The organism is Robertmurraya dakarensis (genome assembly GCF_900156875.1).
Classification (GTDB): Bacteria; Bacillota; Bacilli; order Bacillales; family Cytobacillaceae; genus Robertmurraya; species Robertmurraya dakarensis.
This window is the reverse complement of sequence record NZ_LT707409.1, coordinates 2,199,128-2,214,379: the sequence shown is the minus strand read 5'-3', so window position 1 is coordinate 2,214,379 and position 15,252 is coordinate 2,199,128. Positions and strand designations below refer to the sequence as shown.

Annotated in this window: 18 protein-coding genes and 1 riboswitch; of the genes, 13 read left to right on the top strand and 5 right to left on the bottom strand. The window is 38.2% G+C overall.

The features are described 5' to 3' along the window. Positions 1 to 116: 116 nt before the first annotated feature. On the top strand, positions 117 to 1,190 hold the full coding sequence (locus tag CZ487_RS19550; protein WP_077213960.1) for a class I SAM-dependent methyltransferase: 1,074 nt from the start codon (positions 117 to 119) through the stop codon (positions 1,188 to 1,190). A gap of 69 nt (positions 1,191 to 1,259) precedes the next feature. Here the strand turns inward: CZ487_RS19550 and CZ487_RS19545 are convergent, their stop codons facing one another. Together CZ487_RS19545 and CZ487_RS19540 are read right to left on the bottom strand one after the other, a co-directional pair. Beyond that, on the bottom strand, positions 1,260 to 1,502 hold the full coding sequence (locus tag CZ487_RS19545; RefSeq protein WP_077213959.1) for a DUF2626 domain-containing protein: 243 nt from the start codon (positions 1,500 to 1,502) through the stop codon (positions 1,260 to 1,262). Positions 1,503 to 1,584: 82 nt separating this feature from the next. Continuing rightward, a complete protein-coding gene (locus CZ487_RS19540) occupies positions 1,585 to 2,283 on the bottom strand; it encodes a helix-turn-helix transcriptional regulator (protein WP_077213958.1) in 699 nt (232 codons plus the stop codon). A gap of 216 nt (positions 2,284 to 2,499) precedes the next feature. On the opposite strand from CZ487_RS19540, the gene comGA reads away from it, so the two are divergent. The 8 genes from comGA to CZ487_RS19505 all read left to right on the top strand — a co-directional run bounded on the left by comGA (position 2,500) and on the right by CZ487_RS19505 (position 6,767). Beyond that, positions 2,500 to 3,567 (top strand): competence type IV pilus ATPase ComGA, encoded by a 1,068-nt coding sequence (comGA, locus tag CZ487_RS19535; RefSeq protein ID WP_077213957.1) that lies wholly within the window; start codon positions 2,500 to 2,502, stop codon positions 3,565 to 3,567. After that, on the top strand, positions 3,554 to 4,588 hold the full coding sequence (gene comGB, locus CZ487_RS19530) for a competence type IV pilus assembly protein ComGB (RefSeq protein ID WP_077215397.1): 1,035 nt from the start codon (positions 3,554 to 3,556) through the stop codon (positions 4,586 to 4,588). The genes comGA and comGB overlap by 14 nt, the downstream gene beginning before the upstream one ends. 13 nt (positions 4,589 to 4,601) lie before the next feature. After that, positions 4,602 to 4,952 carry a competence type IV pilus major pilin ComGC gene (comGC, locus tag CZ487_RS19525; RefSeq protein WP_077213956.1) on the top strand — a complete coding sequence of 117 codons (351 nt, stop codon included), beginning with the start codon at positions 4,602 to 4,604 and terminating at the stop codon, positions 4,950 to 4,952. Beyond that, positions 4,942 to 5,379, top strand: a complete 438-nt coding sequence (gene comGD / locus CZ487_RS19520) for a competence type IV pilus minor pilin ComGD (protein ID WP_077213955.1) — start codon at positions 4,942 to 4,944, stop codon at positions 5,377 to 5,379. Before comGC ends, comGD begins: the two co-directional genes overlap by 11 nt. 10 nt (positions 5,380 to 5,389) lie before the next feature. Further along, entirely contained in the window at positions 5,390 to 5,698 is a 309-nt protein-coding gene (locus CZ487_RS26970) for a hypothetical protein (protein ID WP_161949669.1), read from the top strand. Then, positions 5,679 to 6,119, top strand: a complete 441-nt coding sequence (gene comGF / locus CZ487_RS27775; RefSeq protein ID WP_272914212.1) for a competence type IV pilus minor pilin ComGF — start codon at positions 5,679 to 5,681, stop codon at positions 6,117 to 6,119. The genes CZ487_RS26970 and comGF overlap by 20 nt, the downstream gene beginning before the upstream one ends. After that, a complete protein-coding gene (gene comGG, locus CZ487_RS19510; protein ID WP_077213954.1) occupies positions 6,116 to 6,493 on the top strand; it encodes a competence type IV pilus minor pilin ComGG in 378 nt (125 codons plus the stop codon). Before comGF ends, comGG begins: the two co-directional genes overlap by 4 nt. Positions 6,494 to 6,578: 85 nt before the next feature. After that, positions 6,579 to 6,767, top strand: coding sequence for a YqzE family protein (locus CZ487_RS19505; protein ID WP_077213953.1), 189 nt, complete (start codon positions 6,579 to 6,581; stop codon positions 6,765 to 6,767). A 23-nt stretch (positions 6,768 to 6,790) separates the two neighbouring features. Here CZ487_RS19505 and CZ487_RS19500 read toward each other — a convergent pair whose 3' ends face one another. Both CZ487_RS19500 and CZ487_RS19495 read right to left on the bottom strand, forming a co-directional pair. Then, positions 6,791 to 7,588, bottom strand: a complete 798-nt coding sequence (locus CZ487_RS19500) for a YqhG family protein (protein WP_077213952.1) — start codon at positions 7,586 to 7,588, stop codon at positions 6,791 to 6,793. Next, positions 7,557 to 9,254 carry a DEAD/DEAH box helicase gene (locus tag CZ487_RS19495; RefSeq protein ID WP_077213951.1) on the bottom strand — a complete coding sequence of 566 codons (1,698 nt, stop codon included), beginning with the start codon at positions 9,252 to 9,254 and terminating at the stop codon, positions 7,557 to 7,559. Before CZ487_RS19495 ends, CZ487_RS19500 begins: the two co-directional genes overlap by 32 nt. 172 nt (positions 9,255 to 9,426) lie before the next feature. Next, positions 9,427 to 9,517, top strand: a riboswitch (glycine riboswitch). A 240-nt stretch (positions 9,518 to 9,757) separates the two neighbouring features. On the opposite strand from CZ487_RS19495, the gene gcvT reads away from it, so the two are divergent. Genes gcvT through gcvPB form a run of 3 tightly spaced genes read left to right on the top strand, consistent with a single transcriptional unit; the run spans position 9,758 to position 13,689 of the window. Next, positions 9,758 to 10,867: a glycine cleavage system aminomethyltransferase GcvT gene (gene gcvT / locus CZ487_RS19490; RefSeq protein ID WP_077213950.1), complete on the top strand. Its 1,110-nt coding sequence runs from the start codon at positions 9,758 to 9,760 to the stop codon at positions 10,865 to 10,867. Between the two features lie 22 nt (positions 10,868 to 10,889). Further along, positions 10,890 to 12,236, top strand: a complete 1,347-nt coding sequence (gene gcvPA, locus CZ487_RS19485; protein ID WP_077213949.1) for an aminomethyl-transferring glycine dehydrogenase subunit GcvPA — start codon at positions 10,890 to 10,892, stop codon at positions 12,234 to 12,236. Beyond that, a complete protein-coding gene (gcvPB, locus tag CZ487_RS19480; protein WP_077213948.1) occupies positions 12,229 to 13,689 on the top strand; it encodes an aminomethyl-transferring glycine dehydrogenase subunit GcvPB in 1,461 nt (486 codons plus the stop codon). The genes gcvPA and gcvPB overlap by 8 nt, the downstream gene beginning before the upstream one ends. An 87-nt stretch (positions 13,690 to 13,776) precedes the next feature. Here the strand turns inward: gcvPB and CZ487_RS19475 are convergent, their stop codons facing one another. Then, positions 13,777 to 14,157 carry a rhodanese-like domain-containing protein gene (locus tag CZ487_RS19475; RefSeq protein WP_077213947.1) on the bottom strand — a complete coding sequence of 127 codons (381 nt, stop codon included), beginning with the start codon at positions 14,155 to 14,157 and terminating at the stop codon, positions 13,777 to 13,779. A gap of 183 nt (positions 14,158 to 14,340) precedes the next feature. Here CZ487_RS19475 and CZ487_RS19470 point away from each other — a divergent pair, with 183 nt between their 5' ends. Then, complete coding sequence (locus CZ487_RS19470) at positions 14,341 to 15,177, top strand: lipoate--protein ligase family protein (RefSeq protein ID WP_077213946.1); 837 nt, start codon at positions 14,341 to 14,343, stop codon at positions 15,175 to 15,177. Positions 15,178 to 15,252: the final 75 nt, after the last annotated feature.

Genomic DNA, 15,252 nt, shown 5'->3' with positions numbered 1-15,252 from the left:
CTTTTCTGGGGGATGTTCTATTCATTCAATGGGAGGGGATAAGTTTTAGCTACTACTCCAAGAATATTATAAAGTTTACACCGTGTCAATAGTGAAAAACAGTTTAAGGAGAAATTATGTTACAGTATTTCAAACAGAGGATTGGCGAACGATCAAGCGGTATGATCACCTATGAAGAATTTATGGAGCAGGCTCTTTACCATCCTATCCACGGTTATTATATGAAATCAGGAGAAAAAATTGGACGGTCTGGAGACTTTATTACAACGAGTAATATTTCAGACATATTTGGCTCTGCGATTGCTAAGTGGTTTTTACGATTGACCAAGGAAAAAAACATAGAACCAGCTGTATGCGAATTAGGAGCTGGAAACGGTCGTTTTGCAGCTGCTTTCATTGCTGAATGGCAAAGGATATGTGACAAGGAACTTCACTATTATATAGTAGAAGAGAGCCCTTATCACCGTGAAAGACAGAGGGAAATTATCCATTTTGATCAACGCATAAAGCAAATCGAGAGCTTGGAGAAAATATCGCCATTTAATGGCTTTGTTTTTTCAAATGAGTTATTTGATGCTCTGCCAGTACACGTTGTCGAGATGAAAGACGGTCAATTGATGGAAGTGATGGTTACTTTTGATGAAGATCAGGGCCGGTTAGTTGAAAAATTAGTTCCTTTAGCAAATGAAAAGATTGTGAACTACTTGAAACAGAGTGATATCCAACTAAGAAACAATCAAAGAATTGAAGTCCCGTTAGCGATGGAGCCGATCATCTCTCAGATTGCGAATGTTCTTCAAAAAGGATTAGTAGTAACCGTTGATTATGGCTATAACGATGCAGAATGGATGGAGCCGGTCCATCGGGATGGAAGTCTAAGAGGGTATTATAAACATGAACAGATAAAGGATATTTTACTTAACCCGGGAGATGTTGATATTACAAGTCATGTACAATTCGACTCCATCATTCGAATGGGTGAAGAAAATGGATTGAAATTTTTAAAGCAGCAAAGACAAGATGAATTTTTGCTATCAATTGGCCTCCTAGAAGAATTACAAAATCATGTCGACCCTGACCCTTTTTCTGAGGTGAGCCGAAGGAACAGAGCTATTCGGAGTTTAATTATGCCATCAGGTATTAGTTCTTTCTTTCATGTGCTGCTGCAGGAAAAAGGTATAGATGTTTAAGAGAACATAAAAAAGCGATTGAATTCAATCGCTTTTTTACAATATTAATGAACAGTTCAGTTGTTTTTCTTAATGTCCTGTACCCGGAACCATTAAGAAAGTCGTATAATAGGTAAATCCAACAAAGAAGACAGTTAAGTATGCTCCAAAAAGATAAATATACATACGCTCGGAAAGCTTCAGGTAGCTTAACAGGACAAAAAATGCTGTTTGGCCAAAGAAGATTAGAGACGTTGTAGGCATATCGCCTAAGAAGAACATTACAGCGAAGATTCCTGTCCAAAATCCCATTACTCTGTACATGCGATCCATATGTATCCCCCTCCTTTTTCGTACTAGTCCATTACTATCATATTATAAGGTAAGTCTTAATGAAAAGTAAACAACAGTTTATTTAGTTAGACACTAAAGCATGGTAGGCACAAGCATCGCAGCCTTTGAGCATATTTCCTTTTTCTATTATTTCAACGTTATCGAATAATGATTCAAACATTCCTTTTAAAAATTCATAGTGTGTCGTACAAACTTCTTCCGTATGTTCAGCAGCTACTTCCTTAAATGGGCAATTATAGATTTGGAAATAAATTTTTGTACTAGTTTCGTTCACATCGAATTCCGGATAGAAACCAGCAACCGTCGCTGCATCTTTTAAAATGTCCATTTTCTGATCGAAGTTTAGGCTGTCGTTGTGATGAGTTTTAGACATTTCTCTTTCGATTAATTCAGATCCGAACTTTTTCCCGGTCGCATACAGGACTCTTTTACCTTCTTCTCCTAGAGAGATCATTGTTTCAATCGCTATCTTCGAAAGAAGCTGGTAGTCTCTGAATGGAAAGTTTAATTGGATCACATCATCAGAAAGACGGTATAGTCTGCTCGGTCTTCCGCCTTTTCCTGTCTTTTTCGTTTCACTAGCAAGCATGTTCACGTCTTCAAGCTTTGATAAATGGAGGCGGGCAACATTTGGATGGATTTCGAAATGATCGGCAATTTCCTGAACGGTAACGTCTTTATGTCTTTTAGTAATGTATTGATAAATATAATATCTTGTTGGATCAGATAAAACATTGGTTATTTTTAATGTCTTTTCCACAGAGTTCACCTCAGATTGTGTAAATTTACTCCAATTATAATATAGGTATCACAGGTTAACACTGTAATCACTATAAGTTTAGAAAATGTTCACATTAATTTGTCTAAAATTTGAACACGCTGTTGTTTTTTTGAAAAAAATTTCTGTGCTAGAAGGATTAGGTAGAATCCTGTCGAATTATGTATATCATAAAATATAAAGGTGGTGTCTTTCTTCTTGAAATCCATTGAACTCCTAGCGGATAGAATCATAAAAGATGCAGTCCGCAACTATGCAACAGATATCCACATTATTCCTCGCAGACATGACACACTCATTCAATTAAGGATGGCAAACAGATTAATTCCCCGATTTCACTTACCAAAAGAAGATTGTGAAAGATTAATCTCCCACTTCAAATTTACAGCTTCGATGGACATAGGTGAAAAAAGGCGGCCGCAAAGCGGTGCATTTTCAGTAAAAGTAAATGATTATGACATCAGCCTGCGCCTATCAACTCTCCCGGCTAATCAAAAAGAAAGTCTTGTTATTCGAATTCTACCTCAGCAAGAGCAAATTCCATTTTATAAGATTTCTCTTTTTCCTAAGACCACATTGAAATTATTAGCACTATTAAATCATGCACACGGTCTCCTCATACTAACAGGTCCGACTGGCAGCGGTAAAACCACAACACTGTATTCATTGCTAAATGAAACCTCTCATTACTTTAACCGAAACGTCATTACTCTTGAAGATCCAATTGAAAAGGAAAGTGATACCGTCCTGCAAGTGCAGGTTAATGAAAAAGCGGGAGTTACCTATGCAGCTGGCCTGAAAGCGATCCTCCGTCATGATCCTGATATCATTATGGTAGGAGAAATACGTGATAGCGAAACAGCCAAAATTGCCGTGAGGGCTGCGCTGACAGGTCATTTAGTGCTATCAACCATGCATACGAGGGATGCAAAAGGAGCTATTTATCGATTGCTGGAATTTGGTGTGAATCAGGTTGAGATCCAGCAAACATTAATTGCAGTAGCCGCACAGCGTTTAGTAGAACTTTCTTGTCCATTTTGTAAGGAAGAGTGTTCACCGTTCTGCTTTACGACGGAAAGGTTAAAAAGGGCCAGCGTGTTCGAAATCTTAACAGGTAGAGCCCTGACAGCCGCCATGAAGGATCCTCATGTCTTGGAGCTGCCCTCCCATAAGACATTAAGAGATGTTATTAGAAAAGGGGTTGCGTTAGGTTATATTAAGGAGTCTGAGTATGAACGCTGGGTGTACGAAAATGAAAAAGCGTAGGAGGTGGTCTGTTAGGGAACAAGCAGAATTTTTAAGAAAAACTGGTGAACTGCTTGAAAGAGGTTATCCGCTAGCAGAAGCTGTTCACTCATTAACCTATCAAATGAAGAAAAATCGAAAGGAGGAAATCAATGAGGCGCTTAAGGTGTTAAAGGAAGGACATCCCTTTCACAAAATCTTGCTGGATTTGCAATTCAATCAAACCTTAGTTGGATTTGTGTATTTTGCTGAACAGCATGGATCACTAGCAAGCGCATTTCAAGAAGGCAGCAGGATGATGTTGAAAAGGGACATTGATTTACAAAAATTAAAGAAGATCATCGTCTATCCGATTTTTTTAATGATGATCACCTTATTGTTATTTATTTTTGTTGAAAAGGTGCTCTTGCCTAAGTATTCAAACTTATTCCAATCGATGAAGCTAAATCCGAATTCTTTTATGAAGGCTGTTTATTTGGCTGGGGAGATTTTTCCTTATATTTTTTGGATGCTATTGATTTGTATTCTGTCAGCTATTCTCCTTTACTATCTAAAATTTAGTAAACTACCTCCCTTAAAGAAAAAAACAATCCTCTCGACTCTCCCGATTTATGGACCATTTTATCGTCTGCTCGTCACTCACTATTTCACCATCCAACTGAGTTTCCTGTTAAGCGGGGGCCTTTCTATATTAGAGGCACTAAAGTTATTTGAACAGCATGTGAAGCATCCATTTGATCGGCAGCTAGGTTCCGAAATTCAGATGAACTTGGCATCCGGCCATACATTTGAAAACATCTTATCAAAATTCATATTTTTTGAAAGAGAATTAGCTTTCATTGTCAAGCATGGTCAGGAAAATGGAAAGCTTGATCAGGAATTATTGTTTTTTAGCAAACACTGCCTAGCTCGATTAGAAGATAAAACCGAAAGAACATTTAAATTGATACAGCCGCTTCTTTACTCCATTATTGGGATGATTATTGTGTGTATGTATTTAGCTATTTTGCTTCCAATGTTTCAACTATTAGAGGGATTTTAGAAAGGAGATAAGTATGAAAAATGAAAAAGGCTTTACATTACTTGAGATGATGATTGTACTGCTTGTGATCTCAGTGTTGCTCCTCGTAACAATACCGAATGTTACGAAGCATAACTCTACGATAAATGATAAAGGCTGCGAGGCATTAAAGAAAATGGTAGAGGCACAAATTCAGGCTTATGAAATTGATCATTCAGAGAAACCCGCAAGTATCGCCATGTTAACATCTGAGTATTTAGACGAAGGACAAACATCCTGTCCAAACGGTGATGTTATCGTGATTAATGAAGCTGGAGAAGTGGATTCAGTTTCAGTTGAAGAAGCTCCTGCACAGCCTTCAGGTGAAGAAGCAAATGGTTTATAACGAAAAAGGCTTCACATTATTAGAATCACTATTAGTACTAAGTATTTTTCTTTTAGTTGTATCCTTTTCCCTAATCCTCTTAAAACCTCACTATTTAATATTAGAAAAACATTTCTTTTTTTCACAGTTGAAAGCGGACTTACTTTATGCACAACAATATGCATTATCAACTCAGAAACAAGTAAACGTAACTTTCTCTAATCAAAATCATTTCTACTATATTCGCAAATACAATGGTGAGCTTTTAGTAAAGAGAGATTACTCAGAAGACATTTCTGTTACAGGTGGTACCCAGCCAACATCATTTAAATACACATCAAGTGGAAACATTAATAGTTTTGGGTCATTGTATATTTACATTGGGAAAGAAGGTTACTTGTTCACATTTCTCATTGGAGGTGGCAGATTTTATGTTATGAAAATCTAATGGGTTCTTTATGCTGGAACTGCTTCTCTCACTTATGATTTGGATGCTCCTTTCGTTATGGCTGCTGCCGGTTTATATCCATGTAAGCAAACAGCACAACCAAATCCAGCAGGAGATTGAGGCAACACATGTTCTCTATGAAACTATTCAAGATTATCTTCTAAATGGAAATAGAAGTAATAAAACAATTGTTAGGAGTGATTTAGATTCATACACAATTGTATGGAGTAAGGAGGAGCTAGATTCCCTTGAAGTATGCATTCAGTATAAAAACCGGTCCGGCAAAGATATCCAAAACTGTGAAACCATTCAATCATGAAGGCTTTACATTACTAGAAACATTATTAAGTTTTACGATGTTTTGTATGCTCGCCTCTTTTTTACCATTGTTTTTTTCCATTGTGTTCAACCACGCTTCCATCGACGCTAGAATTCAAAAAATGGAATGGGAGTTGTTTTTGAGCCAAATAAAAAAGGAAATTCAGTCATGTGACGACCTGCTCGTTGTTAATGGACAACTTGTTTTAATGGATGGAACAGACATTGTGACATTTGAGAAATATAACAATCAATTAAGAAGAAGAGTCAACACGAAAGGACATGAAATTGTCTTGCAGAATGTGGAGTCAATACGCTTTGTAAAAGGAGGTGGCGGCGTGAAAATAGAAGTAAAGGACACTTTTGCAAAATATCATACCGCGACTATCTATTCTTTTATCAGATTAGGTCAATTGCAATGAACGAAAAAGGTTTTATGTATCCCGTCACATTGTGTATCTTGATGTTATTTTCAATTTTCCTTGCGGTACAATTTAATCAGTACTTGGCGGAAAAAAAGCTTTTGCAAGAAATTAGTCATCTAGAGAGAAATCAATCCTATTTTCTTCAGTCTCTTATAAAAGTGGAAAAGCTTCTGATCAATGGAAATGTTGGAACATCCGGCAAAATTTATTTTGAAGAAGGTACTGTCACCTACGAGATCCAGCCAATTAACGCATACATGCTTCAGATTATCTTTAACTTGAAGGTTGTTGATAACGATTCTATTCTCACGGGTTTCGGATACTTCGATTTAGAATATATGAAAATGATTAGTTGGGCTGAGAGGAAATGATGGCAATTTTTCAATTGTTTTTGTACGTGATTAGAAAAGGCATCTTCGGACATACTGCATAATGTAAGAAAAGGCAGGTGTGTCGATGAAGACAAATGATTATGTCAAATATGTGACTGAAACTGTTGTCAAGTATATTGATCAACCGAAAGATGAACGAAAAAAGTTAAAGATGGAAAAGAAGGGAATACAAGAACCATTTTGGTATCGCTGGTTTGGTGTCCTCCCATATATGTTTATGGGAAGAGTAAAGAAAAAAGGTAAGCAGGATTGATGCTTACCTTTTTTCCTTTTCAGCTATACAACAGCTTTTTCCGTCAAGTAGAACATGCCTCCATTAATAATAGAGATTTTGATTTTAGGTTCATACTGCTCTTGCAGTGCTTTTTTTTCAATATCATAACTTTCGCCTTTTTCTTCTAAATCCTCATAAAAATGTTCTAATAACTGTAAATCCTTCTGCCATCTTTCTCGTGCCTCATCTGCCCACTGATGGTCTTCCTGTACAATTTCTTGTTTTAAGAGATTTTCAATTCTAAACACGCCGCTTTTCGGCATGATCAGTGGTGATAATGTAAATGAGTAGTCCGGTATTTTAGGTGTGAGATTAACATTAAGTAAATGGTCATGAAAGTTCTCTACAACCTGTCCATTTATGAGCTGAAGCCCTAGAGACTTAAAAATATCTCGTTTTCGGTCGCACTGGTAAGAGATTTTTACGTTAAGTCCCAGCCATGGACGAAGCGGCACTTGTTGACCGCCTCCAGCTTGATGATTTTCGTATAGCCTGATATATCCAGCAAGGTTCTTCGTGGATTGAAAAATTTGATGAAGGCGGGGGGAACCAAAGTGAATGATTTCCCCCTTTACATCATCAGGAACAGATTGTTGATCTGTTATAAAGGTTAATTTCATTGGATTAGGTTCTCCGCCGATTTTTTCAACATAGTGCCAATAAAAAGGGCGGTTCATTAATTCCTTGTCTAATTCTATTGTGAGCTGGACGGTCATGTAGCCGTCTTTATTTTCAATAATCTCACAGCCGTTAGCGAGAAAGTACTTTTCAAGAAATTGATGAATTTCCTGCTGCTGCACGTACACCATCCTCCTTCATTTCTTCTGCAAATTGAATCATTGAGGTTAAGTTATCAAGTTTGACCTTCATTTCTCCTTCTGAAGCAGAATGACCAAATATATCAACAAGATAATCTTCGAAATTACCGAAATCCAGTTTTGTTAATATATCGTCTAAGTCGCCGATCACTTTCTCGAATAATGAAATTTTCTCATGAAGAAGCTTTAAGATATGTTCTTCAACCGTATCTTTTGTGGCAAAATTATAAATCATAACATCTTTTTCCTGACCAAGTCGGTGTATTCTTCCAATTCTTTGTTCTAGCCGCATTGGATTCCAAGGTAAGTCAAAATTTATAATGTGATTACAAAATTGGAGGTTAATTCCCTCACCGCCTGCTTCAGTGGCAATAAGCACTTGTGCGTGCTTCTCAAAAAGCTCTCTCATCCAATCCTTTTTGCCGCGTTTAAATCCGCCGCGAAAAGGTACTGATGTTATTCCGTTCTGTTTAAGGTACCATTGTAAATACATTTGCGTTGCACGATATTCAGTAAAGATAATCACTTTATCGTCTATTTTTTTGATAAGCTCTAAAGCCTTCTCCGCCTTTGAGTTGGTTTGGACCGCATTTACCTTCTCGATGAGCTTATTAATTTGATCCTGAAAATATTCAGTAGGTGACTCTTGCTTTTGAAGCATATTCCTTAATGTAAGGAAGACAGCTTCCCTGCTGCTGCATGCTTCTCTCTGCAAGGTCATAACTGAAAATTGACTGGAGCTTAGCCAATCACCTTCACCAATCATGGCTGTAACAGAATCATACAAGTCTCGTTCTTCCTTGGAAAAATGTATTGGAACTGTTTCCACCTTGCGTTTTGTCCACTCAATACCAGTATCAGCTCGTCGATTACGAATCATCACTTTGTTAACGAGTTCTTTTAAATGCTCATCGTCGTTCAATGAGCGGGAATCTTTCTTGTAATTTTCGTAAAAGACCGATTCATTCCCTAAATGACCTGGTTTCAACAGGGAAACGAGGTTGAAAATTTCACCTATGCGATTTTGGATCGGAGTTGCCGTAAGAAGCAGACAAAACTTCTTTTTTAAATTTTGTACAAACTCATAGTTTTTTGTTTTATTATTTTTAAGTTTGTGTGCTTCATCGATGATAATCAAGTCATAATCCTGATTGTAAATAATATCGCGATGTGGATTGCGCTTTGCTGTATCTATAGAAGAAACGACAACATCGCATTGTTCCCAAACATAACTTTTTTTCTGAGCTATAGCAGGAATATAAAATTTGCTATTTAATTCATTCGCCCATTGGGAGACAAGGGATGCTGGCACCAAAATAAGGACTTTTTTGACGAGACCGCGAATCATATATTCTTTCAAAATTAATCCTGCTTCAATGGTTTTACCAAGTCCTACTTCATCAGCCAAAATAGCCTTACCATTCATGTTCTCTACAACCTGTTTGGCCACTTCAATTTGGTGAGGAAGTGGTGTTAATTGCGGCAGGTGCTTTGGAGCCTGTAAACCTTCGAAATCTTCAATGACAGTATGTTTTTCCACCTCGATGGCAAGCTTGTACAATTCCCAGTTTCCCCATGGTCCATCATTAGAAATTCTCTGATCAAACCCATCTAACCAAGAGGGATCAAAGTCAATCTCTACCGTCATAAAAACAACTCCTTTTGATGCAGAATTTATATTGCTCAATTAGATTCTTAATGGTAGGATGTTAGTAGTAATAAAAATTTTGTGAAATTTCTACAATATTAGTTAATAAATTTAACGATGCATTTTTCATTTTGTTTTATTATGACCAACTTGGAAAATTTTATAAAAGCGAATGATAACTAGGGGAGAGACTACGGATGTAGCGCCGAAGGAGCAAGCAAGTTGATTGTGAATCTCTCAGGCAAAAGAACCCTCGTTTGACGCAGCTCTGGAGAGAGCTTCTTTTTTATAGAAGCCACCAAAGGGGAAAGCCATCAAGGTAAACTTTCAGGTGCCAGGACAGAGACCTTCTTATTTTAATATAGGGAGGTCTCTGTCCTTTTTTATACTTTAAATTTAACTTCTCTAAAGGACTAAAGTATAAGAAAAGACATCGATTTCCGCCATTGTGGGTTGCAAATCGTGTTTTTCTAATGGTCATTTTTAAGAAAGGGGATAGGATGATGTCAGAGTTAAAACGCACACCGTTATTCCAGGTTTATAAAGAATATGGGGCGAAGACAATTGATTTTGGAGGATGGGATTTACCTATTCAATTCTCCAGTATTAAGGAAGAACATGAAGCGGTTCGTACAAGAGCAGGACTGTTCGATGTTTCTCATATGGGAGAAATTGAGGTCAAGGGTCCTGATAGTCTGAAGTTTCTCCAAAAAATGATGACAAATGATATTGCAAAAATAAAGGATGGTGCTGCACAGTACACTGCGATGTGCTACGAAAATGGCGGCACAGTTGATGATTTACTTGTCTATAAGCTTGCGGATGAACATTATTTACTTGTTGTAAATGCAGCGAATACTGAAAAAGATTTCCAGTGGCTTCAAGATCATCTTGAAGGAGATGTCCTCCTGGATAACCTTTCCGAAAAAATGGCTCAGCTTGCATTACAGGGGCCGCTTGCAGGAGATATTCTTCAAAAGATAGTCGGCGACACTCCTAATGTAAAGGAAATTAACTTTTTTAAATTCCAGCAAAATATCATGATTGATGGAAAAAAGGCATTAGTTTCCCGTACTGGCTATACCGGTGAAGATGGCTATGAAATTTACTGTAATGTTAGTGACGCTGTTGAGATTTGGAAAAGTATCCTTTCAGCGGGAAAAGATGAGGGTGTTGTACCATGCGGGCTGGGCTGCCGCGACACATTAAGGTTTGAGGCAACTCTGGCACTTTATGGACAGGAACTCTCCCCGGAAATTTCCCCTTATGAAGCAGGGATTGGCTTCGCCGTTAAGATAAATAAGGATGATGACTTTATTGGGAAAAAAGCGTTGAAAGAGCAGATGGAGAGCGGTTTGACAAGAAAAATAGCGGGAATTGAAATGATTGACAGAGGAATTCCACGCCATGGATACAGCGTCTATAAAGATGATCAAAAAATCGGGGAAGTGACAACAGGGACACAATCTCCTACATTAAAGAAAAACATCGGTCTTGCATTAATTGATGTAGCTTATACAAAAGTGGGCTCGGAGATTGAGGTGGAGATCCGAGGGAAAAGGTTGAAAGCGAAGATCGTTCAAACTCCATTTTATAAGAGAGACAAGAAATAGGTAGAGGGGAAGGGAAAACAACATGAAACATCGTTATTTACCAATGACGGAATCTGATCAAAAATCAATGTTAGACACGATTGGGGTTTCATCTGTAGATGAAATCTTTAATGATATTCCAGAGCAGGTTCGATTTAAAGGGGAATACAAGATAAAAAAAGCCAAACCGGAAAGTGCTTTAATGAAGGAACTATCTCAACTTGCAGGAAAGAATGCTGACCTAAAAGCAAACACCTCCTTTCTAGGAGCTGGTGTTTATGATCATTATATCCCTGTGATTGTTGACCATGTTCTTTCACGCTCAGAATTTTACACCGCGTATACACCTTATCAGCCTGAAATTTCTCAAGGAGAGCTTCAAGCCATTTTTGAATTTCAGACAATGATTTGTGAACTTACCGGGATGGATGTAGCAAACTCCTCAATGTATGACGGTGGAACAGCTCTAGCAGAAGCGGCAATGCTGTCAACCGGACAGACAAAACGCAAGAAAGTATTAGTTTCAGGTGCTGTACACCCTGAGTCAAAAGAGGTAGTGGAAACGTATGCTAAAGGTCAATATATTGAAGTAGTAGAAGTGCCGCATAAAAACGGTGTAACGGATTTAGAAGCCTTAGAACAATTAATGAATGATGAAGTAGCTGCTGTAATCGTACAATATCCAAACTTCTTTGGACGTATTGAGCCAATGGAAAAAATTGAAGAAATCTCACACAGTTTCAAATCAATGTTTGTTGTTTCAAGCAATCCGCTGGCTTTAGGTGCGCTGACACCTCCAGGAAAGTTCGGTGCAGATATTGTCGTTGGCGATGCACAGGTGTTTGGTATACCGACTGCCTTTGGCGGACCGCATTGCGGTTATTTTGCTGTCACCTCGAAGCTGATGAGAAAAGTGCCTGGACGTCTTGTTGGTCAAACGATTGATGACGAAGGAAGACGTGGTTTTGTTCTTACACTTCAAGCACGGGAACAGCATATACGCCGCGATAAAGCGACATCTAATATTTGTTCAAACCAGGCACTGAATGCGTTAGCAGCGTCTGTTGCAATGACTGCTTTAGGTAAGAACGGTGTCAGAGAAATGGCAGTTCAAAATATACAAAAAGCGTACTATGCAAAAAATGCTTTAAAGGAACAAGGGATAGAAGTGGTTTTCGATGGACCTTCTTTTAACGAATTCGTGATAAAGCTAAATAAACCGATTAAAGAAGTGAACCAAAGGCTCATAGAAAAAGATATGATTGGCGGATATGACTTAGGCAGAGATTTTTCGGATCTTGAAAATCATATGTTAGTGGCCGTAACAGAACTGCGAACAAAAGAAGAAATTGATATTTTTGCTAAAGAATTGGGGGATTACCATGCATAAAGAAGATCAAGCACTCATTTTCGAATTAAGTAAACCTGGTCGAATTGGTTACAGTCTCCCAGAATTAGATGTACCGGAAATCGACATAAATGAACTTTTCCCAGAAGGCTATGTCCGTGCCGAAGAACCGGAATTACCAGAAGTATCTGAGCTTGACATCATGAGACACTACACAGCACTTTCTAAAAGAAACCATGGTGTTGATTCAGGATTTTATCCATTAGGATCATGTACGATGAAATATAATCCGAAAATCAATGAAAATGTGGCACGTTTTAATGGATTTGCTCATATTCATCCATTGCAGGATGAAAGCTCTGTACAAGGTGCACTAGAGCTAATGTATGATTTACAGGAGCATTTAATTGAAATCACTGGTATGGACCAAGTGACATTGCAGCCTGCTGCTGGTGCGCATGGGGAATGGACCGGATTGATGATGATTCGTGCATTCCATGAAGCAAATGGCGATGTAAAACGTACAAAGGTCATTGTGCCAGACTCAGCACATGGTACCAATCCAGCATCTGCTACTGTAGCCGGCTTTGAAACGGTTACGGTAAAATCAAATGAAAACGGCCTTGTAGACATTGAGGATTTAAGAAAAGTAGTCGGAGAAGATACAGCAGCCCTAATGCTGACAAATCCTAATACGCTGGGACTATTTGAAGAGAATATTTTAGAAATGGCAGAAATTGTTCATGGTGCAGGTGGAAAGCTTTATTATGATGGTGCTAATTTAAATGCTGTTTTATCTAAGGCTAGACCTGGAGACATGGGATTTGATGTCGTTCATTTAAATCTGCATAAGACATTTACTGGCCCGCATGGCGGAGGTGGACCTGGTTCTGGTCCAGTTGGAGTCAAGGCTGAGTTAATCCCATTCCTTCCAAAACCGCTTATCGTCAAAAAAGGAGATGAATTTGCCTTTGATTATGAACGTCCGCAATCAATCGGCAGAGTCAAACCTTATTACGGTAATTTCGGAATTAATGTGAGAGCTTATACGTATATCCGTTCAATGGGACCTGATGGGTTGAAGGCTGTTACTGAAAATGCAGTCTTGAACGCAAACTATATGATGAGAAGGCTAGCTTTACATTTTGATCTGCCGTTTGACCGTCATTGTAAGCATGAGTTTGTCTTAAGTGGAAAACGCCAAAAGAAACTAGGTGTACGTACGTTAGATATTGCTAAAAGGCTGCTTGATTTTGGCTATCATCCGCCAACTATCTACTTCCCATTAAATGTTGAAGAATGTATCATGATTGAACCAACCGAAACAGAATCGAAGGAAACACTCGATGAGTTTATAGAGGCAATGATTCAAATTGCGAAGGAAGCAGAAGATAATCCAGAAATTGTGCAAGAAGCTCCGCATACAACAGTTGTGGGACGCCTTGACGAAACAATGGCTGCCAGAAAACCGGTTCTGCGCTACCAAAAACACTAAATCAAAAGAAAAAGGAATCTGCCGCATAATGGAGATTCCTTTTCTTTATGCAATAAGACCCTGCTTTTAGGTCATTATTTTAGTAAATTATTTCGTTTTTACTTTTCCAGACCATTTTTTAAATCCACCTTGCAGATGGTATAAGTCTTTGTATCCTTTTCGATAAAGGGTTTGGGCTGCACGGCCGCTTCTCATCCCGCTTTGACAGTATAAATATACCGGCTTGTCCGGACGAATTTCCTGTAATCGCATTTTCATTTGTGAAATAGGAATGTTTCTTGCTCCTAAAATATGACCTGCTTCAAATTCGTTTGGTTCACGTACATCAATTAGTTGTGCTTTTCTATACCCTGCACGGAACTCCTCTTCCGTTAATGTTTTCACAACCTTCTTTTGATATAGCCAAGTGATTAAGCTGTATACAAGGATTGCTCCAACGATAACAAGCAATAAATACAATGTTTCCATCTTTATATCTCCTTCCACAAAAGCATACGCCAAATTATATTATATAAGTCTTTCCTATTTTGAGTAAAGAGCAAAATAAGAATCCCGACTATTTAATTTAAATTCGTGATTCTTTGTTTTTTTTAAACCATTTGATAGACTTAGAAAGAGTGAAAGTTATCACAATGAAAAAGAGGTTTAAGCATGGAGAAGGAAAAATGGTATTTTATTGATTCAGGAGATTGCTCTCCTGCTATTAACATGGCCATGGATGAAGCATTATTATTATGGCATAGTAAAAAAGAAATTCCTCCAGTCATTCGCTTTTACGGCTGGAATCCGGCGACACTATCTATCGGTTACTTTCAAAAAGTGGAGAAAGAAATTAATATGGAAGCCGTTAAAGAACAGGGGCTGGGCTTTGTCCGCCGACCGACTGGCGGCAGAGGGGTCCTGCATGAACATGAGCTAACCTATAGCGTGATTGTATCTGAGGATCATCCTGAAATGCCGAAGACGGTGACAGAGGCTTACCGAGTCATCTCTGAGGGGATTTTAAAAGGATTTCATCAATTGGGGATGGAGGCGTATTTTGCTGTCCCGAAAACTTCTGAAGAGAAAGAGTCTTTGAAAAACCCGCGGTCTGCTGTTTGTTTTGATGCCCCAAGCTGGTATGAGCTAGTGGTAGAAGGCAGAAAAGTGGCGGGTAGTGCACAAACGAGACAAAAAGGGGTTATCCTCCAGCATGGCTCTATTTTGCTTGATTTGGATGAAGATAAGCTTTTTAGCTTATTCAAGTATCCAAATGAGAGAGTAAAAGAAAGAATGCAAAGAGCATTTAAAAATAAAGCGGTCGCCATTAACGAAATCAGCAGCCGAAAAATAAATATTGACGAGGCAAAGGAAGCTTTTCATCAAGGTTTTAAAGATGGGTTAAATATAGATTTAGTTCCTTATCAGCTTACAGATCAACAAATGAATTTCGTTAAAGAGCTTGCACAAGAAAGATATGAAAATGATGAGTGGAATTATCGTAGATAAGCGACGTATGTCGCTTTTTGTTTTGGACTGTGCAGCCAATCTTAAGTCCTATGTAAAAAAATGCGCAAGGTGCAA

What these genes read in the sequence shown, in the direction of transcription:
- CZ487_RS19550 (WP_077213960.1), top strand. Translation starts at nt 117, where the DNA reads ATGTTACAGTATTTCAAACAGAGGATTGGCGAACGATCAAGCGGTATG.
- CZ487_RS19545 (WP_077213959.1), bottom strand. Translation starts at nt 1,502, where the DNA reads ATGGATCGCATGTACAGAGTAATGGGATTTTGGACAGGAATCTTCGCT.
- comGB (WP_077215397.1), top strand. Translation starts at nt 3,554, where the DNA reads ATGAAAAAGCGTAGGAGGTGGTCTGTTAGGGAACAAGCAGAATTTTTA.
- comGC (WP_077213956.1), top strand. Translation starts at nt 4,602, where the DNA reads ATGAAAAATGAAAAAGGCTTTACATTACTTGAGATGATGATTGTACTG.
- comGD (WP_077213955.1), top strand. Translation starts at nt 4,942, where the DNA reads ATGGTTTATAACGAAAAAGGCTTCACATTATTAGAATCACTATTAGTA.
- CZ487_RS26970 (WP_161949669.1), top strand. Translation starts at nt 5,390, where the DNA reads ATGCTGGAACTGCTTCTCTCACTTATGATTTGGATGCTCCTTTCGTTA.
- comGG (WP_077213954.1), top strand. Translation starts at nt 6,116, where the DNA reads ATGAACGAAAAAGGTTTTATGTATCCCGTCACATTGTGTATCTTGATG.
- CZ487_RS19505 (WP_077213953.1), top strand. Translation starts at nt 6,579, where the DNA reads ATGAAGACAAATGATTATGTCAAATATGTGACTGAAACTGTTGTCAAG.
- CZ487_RS19495 (WP_077213951.1), bottom strand. Translation starts at nt 9,254, where the DNA reads ATGACGGTAGAGATTGACTTTGATCCCTCTTGGTTAGATGGGTTTGAT.
- gcvT (WP_077213950.1), top strand. Translation starts at nt 9,758, where the DNA reads ATGTCAGAGTTAAAACGCACACCGTTATTCCAGGTTTATAAAGAATAT.
- gcvPA (WP_077213949.1), top strand. Translation starts at nt 10,890, where the DNA reads ATGAAACATCGTTATTTACCAATGACGGAATCTGATCAAAAATCAATG.
- gcvPB (WP_077213948.1), top strand. Translation starts at nt 12,229, where the DNA reads ATGCATAAAGAAGATCAAGCACTCATTTTCGAATTAAGTAAACCTGGT.
- CZ487_RS19475 (WP_077213947.1), bottom strand. Translation starts at nt 14,157, where the DNA reads ATGGAAACATTGTATTTATTGCTTGTTATCGTTGGAGCAATCCTTGTA.
- CZ487_RS19470 (WP_077213946.1), top strand. Translation starts at nt 14,341, where the DNA reads ATGGAGAAGGAAAAATGGTATTTTATTGATTCAGGAGATTGCTCTCCT.